This window comes from Burkholderia sp. Se-20378 (assembly GCF_017104665.1).
In the GTDB taxonomy this organism is placed as follows: Bacteria; Pseudomonadota; Gammaproteobacteria; order Burkholderiales; family Burkholderiaceae; genus Burkholderia; species Burkholderia lata.
Genome location: NZ_JAAGPG010000614.1, coordinates 1 through 4,519 on the forward strand (window position 1 = coordinate 1; position 4,519 = coordinate 4,519).

General features: G+C 63.8%; 5 protein-coding genes and 1 pseudogene. 5 read left to right on the forward strand and 1 reads right to left on the reverse strand.

What is annotated here, in order from left to right; genetic code table 11:
* The 4 genes from G3N93_RS34835 to G3N93_RS34850 all read left to right on the forward strand — a co-directional run.
* Positions 1 to 125: LuxR C-terminal-related transcriptional regulator (locus G3N93_RS34835; protein ID WP_277396594.1), on the forward strand; the 125-nt coding region annotated here is incomplete at its 5' end.
* Between the two features lie 229 nt (positions 126 to 354).
* Positions 355 to 1,479, forward strand: coding sequence for a porin (locus G3N93_RS34840; RefSeq protein ID WP_206135000.1), 1,125 nt, complete (start codon positions 355 to 357; stop codon positions 1,477 to 1,479).
* Positions 1,480 to 1,652: 173 nt separating this feature from the next.
* On the forward strand, positions 1,653 to 2,357 hold the full coding sequence (locus G3N93_RS34845; protein WP_174934120.1) for a glutathione S-transferase N-terminal domain-containing protein: 705 nt from the start codon (positions 1,653 to 1,655) through the stop codon (positions 2,355 to 2,357).
* Positions 2,358 to 2,677: 320 nt separating this feature from the next.
* Complete coding sequence (locus G3N93_RS34850; RefSeq protein ID WP_206135001.1) at positions 2,678 to 3,253, forward strand: hypothetical protein; 576 nt, start codon at positions 2,678 to 2,680, stop codon at positions 3,251 to 3,253.
* A gap of 161 nt (positions 3,254 to 3,414) precedes the next feature.
* On the opposite strand, the gene G3N93_RS34855 is transcribed toward G3N93_RS34850, so the two are convergent.
* Positions 3,415 to 3,930, reverse strand: coding sequence for a MarR family winged helix-turn-helix transcriptional regulator (locus tag G3N93_RS34855; RefSeq protein ID WP_206135002.1), 516 nt, complete (start codon positions 3,928 to 3,930; stop codon positions 3,415 to 3,417).
* A 128-nt stretch (positions 3,931 to 4,058) separates the two neighbouring features.
* On the opposite strand from G3N93_RS34855, the pseudogene G3N93_RS34860 reads away from it, so the two are divergent.
* A pseudogene (locus tag G3N93_RS34860) lies at positions 4,059 to 4,519 on the forward strand (MFS transporter); the annotation flags it as partial.

A 4,519-nucleotide genomic window follows, 5' to 3' on the forward strand; every position in this document is an offset into this window, starting at 1 on the left:
TCGCCGTCGGCGAGGAAACCGTGAAGTGGCACCTGAAGAACCTGTTCGGCAAGCTCGACGCCAGCTCGCGCAAGCATGCGGTGCGCCGTGCGCTGGTGCTCGGCCTGCTCGAAAGCGCGCCCTGACGCTGTAACGCCGGTTCCACCAATCGGGCGCACTGCCGCGCCCGCCTTCCCCGATTCTCCGCAACCCTGCCCCCCGTGCGTGGGGGGGAGCGGCCGCCCGCCGTTGCGTAGTCTTTCAGCACGGCTCGCACCGGCGATGCATTTCACGCGTTCCCGCCAGCCTCGATGCTTCCCCGCTTCACCCGGACGGGCTCGATCCCGTCCGGTCCAATACGACCCTGGAGACTTCATGAAGACGAAACTGGCCGCGCTCGCGGCGCTTGCCGGCTGTTCGGCGCTCGCGCACGCGCAATCCTCCGTCACGCTCTACGGCGTGATCGACTCGGGCCTGATGTACCAGAGCACGTCGGCGGCGTCGTTCAGCCCGACCGCGCCGAACACGGGCAAGGTGTTCCGCATGAAGGACGGCGGCATCTACTCGAGCTTCTGGGGCATCAAGGGCAGCGAGGACATCGGCGGCGGCTACAAGGTCAACTTCAAGCTGCAGGGCTCGTTCGACAGCGGCAGCGGCAAGCTGCAACTGAGCGACACACCGGGCGCCGTCGCGATCTTCAACCAGGTGGCGTCGCTCGGCGTGTCGGGCCCGTTCGGTACGTTCACGGCCGGCCGCCAGATCGTGCCGATGATCTACGCGATGGCCGACACCGACGTGCGCAACGCGCAGTTCTTCGGCAGCGTGCTGATCGCGTGGCTCGGCCTGAACACGGCGGCCGGCTGGACGGGGACGAGCACCAACGCTGCGATCGGCGCGCTGTACGACAGCAATGCGCTCGTCTACCAGTCGCCGACCTTCGCGGGTGCGTCGATCGCGCTCGAATACGCGCCGGGCGGCGTGGCCGGGCAGTTCCAGGGCGGCACGCGCGAATCGGTCGTGCTCAAGTACGCGAACTACGGGCTCAACGCATCGGCCGTCTACTACAACGGGCACGACACGAGCCCGGCGCCAGGCGTCGCGCCGACCGGCGTCGACAACAACCGCTTCATCTACTTCGGCGCGAAATACACGATCCACGATTTCTCGGTGTCGGCGTCGTACGGCAACGGCCGGAATCCGTCGCATGCGGACAAGGTGAACCTCGACATGCTGTCGGCCGGCATCGGCTATCGCTTCACGCCCGCGCTGCAGGTGACGTCCGCCGTGTATTACCTGAAGGATCGCAACGTCTCGGCGAACAAGTCGACGGCGGTCGTGCTCGCGGCCGACTACAGCCTGTCGAAGCGGACGATGGTCTATGCGCAGGTCGGCCACGTGAACAACCGCGGCACGATGGACCAGATGCTCGTGTACGGGCAACCGGTCGCGCCGGGCGTCGGCACGACGGCCGCGATGATCGGGCTGCGGCACAACTTCTGATCTCTGCCGGCCGCGGCTCCCGGCGGCATGGCGGCCGCCGTCGGCATCGATCGCCGGGATCGGCTACAGTGGGCGTTTTCGGCGCGCTCCGCCCCGCCGCCGCGTCGCGAACCGTGCGCGAGCGCGGCGGCATCGGCGGAGCGCGGATTCTCCACTTCGACGAGCGAACCTCCATGCCCGACCTGTCCGCCTTCCCGATCACGCAAAAGTGGCCGGCCCAGCATCCCGACCGTCTCCAGCTCTACTCGCTGCCGACGCCGAACGGCGTCAAGGTGTCGATCATGCTCGAGGAAACCGGCCTGCCGTACGAGCCGCACCTCGTGCGCTTCGACACGAACGACCAGCTTTCGCCGGCATTCCTGTCGCTGAACCCGAACAACAAGATCCCGGCGATCATCGATCCGAACGGCCCGGACGGCAAACCGCTGCCGCTGTTCGAATCGGGCGCGATCCTGATCTATCTCGCGGACAAGACGGGCCAGTTGATCCCGAAGGATCTCGCGGGCCGCTACGAGACGATCCAGTGGGTGATGTTCCAGATGGGCGGCATCGGGCCGATGTTTGGTCAGGTCGGCTTCTTCCACAAGTTCGCCGGCCGCGATTATGAGGACAAGCGTCCGCGCGACCGTTACGTCGACGAATCGAAGCGCCTGCTCGGCGTGCTCGACGCGCATCTCGCGAACCGCCAGTGGGTGATGGGCGATGCGTACACGATCGCGGATATCGCGATCTTCCCGTGGGTGCGCAACCTTGTCGGGTTCTATGAGGCGGGGGATCTGGTTGGGTTCAGCGAATTCCGGAACGTCAAGCGGGTGCTTGATGCGTTCGTTGCGCGACCGGCTGTCGAGCGTGGGCTCAATATTCCGGCGCGGGGTTGATGGGTTGAGCGGGCGCACGATGTGCGGGCCGCGAACTGAAAAGCCCGCCGCATTCCGCGGCGGGCTTTTTTTGTTCATCGCGAATTTCCGGGGAATGCCAGGAAGACTGTCGGTGTTTGGCCAGGAGGAGACACGCGACCGAAAGGTCTGAATTGCGGACAATCGGCAGTGTTGTTTGTGACCGGAGAGCATTAGAAAACTGACACGCAATTGAATTGGCGTGACATTCACATGTGTGTCGGGTTTAATCGCCTCACGAACAAAGTACCGAACGGTGTCGTTGCGATCTTTCGAAGCCGATCCGATGGAGACCTATAGATATGCGCGAACTCGAAACGCTGGTAAAAAAGTATGGCGGGGCGGTGGATCATATCAGGGGAGTCACTCACGTCCACATGCCATTGAAGCTATCTTCAAAGATTGATGTGGGCTTCGCAACGACTTATTCCGCGGGATGGCTTGGTCGCCTTTTTCCATTCCTTCGCCACTTTGAAATGCAACAGGGGCTGTATATTTACGGCGACCGGGCAGAGATTCTGTCCCGCGCCATCGGACACGATCACGAGCTTTGTTCTGCGCTACGCTTCGTCCTCGATCAGTATGCGTTTGACGTGGAATGCACTGACATGTGGCTGGTTGCAAGCTTGAATACGATTTCTCGGCCGCTGTCGCTCGATCCTAGCGGAGGATGGTATTTGGTTTCAAACCTTGCAACGATTACCGGTCGATTGCGTGAACTCGACTATCACGAATTTGATACGACTCCCGGCTCGATCTTTACACGGGGGCCGGGTCGCTTTCGCAAGCTGTCTACCAGGGCGATCTTCGTGGCCATGTTTTGCATACCGCTTTATTTAATGATTCACTTTTCGCATCCAATCACGGCATTGAAGTAAGGCGCGCAAGCTCGTCGCGCAAAGCCTGCCGACACAGAGGGGCACAACGGCCGCTTTTGCCACGCGCGGAAGTCCGCTCCAGGTCGGTAAGCGACGCTCGAGAAAATATACGAAGAACTCCTTTGCCCGCCTCCTGCGTTTGCATAACGCATCCGGCGGCGCTACTTTCCATCCGCCCGCTTCGACACCCCCTCTCCCAGCCCCGCCAGCAGCTTTCCCAGCAGATCCGACAACTGCACCTGTTCCGCATCCGACAACACGGCCAGCAACTCCCGCTGATTGTCGATATGCGCGACAACCGCTTCATCGATCAACTCGCGGCCCGTCTCCGTCAGCGCCACAAGCGTCCCACGCCCGTCCGCCGGGTTCGGCCGGCGCTCCACCCACCCTGCCTTCTGCAACCGGTCGATCCGCGCAGTCATCCCACCCGACGACATCATCAGCGCGTCATAAAGCGCCGTCGGCGTCAGCGCGAACGGCGCCCCGCCACGCCGCAGCGTCGCCAGCACGTCGAATTCACCCGGCTGCATCCCGTAGCGCGCGAACAGCGGATTGAGACGGTCGCGCGCGATCACGAGCGCCGCTTCCTGCAACCGCCCCATCACCACCATCGACGACGCGTCGAGATCCGGACGCTCGGCGCGCCATTGTGCGAGCGCATGCTCGGCTCGATCCATTAACCCTCCTCGGCTCACCAGTTATCTTGACGTCGAGACAAATCAGCATTTATCTTGATGTCGAGATACTTTACATGAAAACGCGCGGCGCCTCACCGGGGTCGCGCACCGATATCGAGGGCTTTGCAATGAATCGCTTCACTTCCCCCGGATGGCGGCTCGCCGCCATCGTCCTGGTCGGGCTGAACCTGCGGCCGGCGCTTGCCGCGGTCGGCCCGCTGCTCGACATGATCCAGCGCACGACCGGCATCAGTGACGGCGCGGCCAGCCTGCTGACGACGATCCCGATCCTGCTGATGGGGCTCGGCGCGCTGAGCGCGCGGCGCCTGCAGCGCCTGACCGGCATCGCGGGCGGCGTCTGGCTCGGCGTCGCGCTGATCGGGCTGGCCTGCGTGTCGCGCGTCGGCGCGCAGCACGCATGGCTGCTGCTCGCGAGCGCCTGCTGCGCGGGCGTCGGGATCGCAATGGTGCAGGCGCTGCTGCCCGGCTTCGTGAAGGCGAATTTCGCGACACGGATCGGCGGCGCGATGGGCGTCTATTCGACGTCGATCATGGGTGGCGCCGTGCTCGCGAGCGTCGTCGCGCCGTT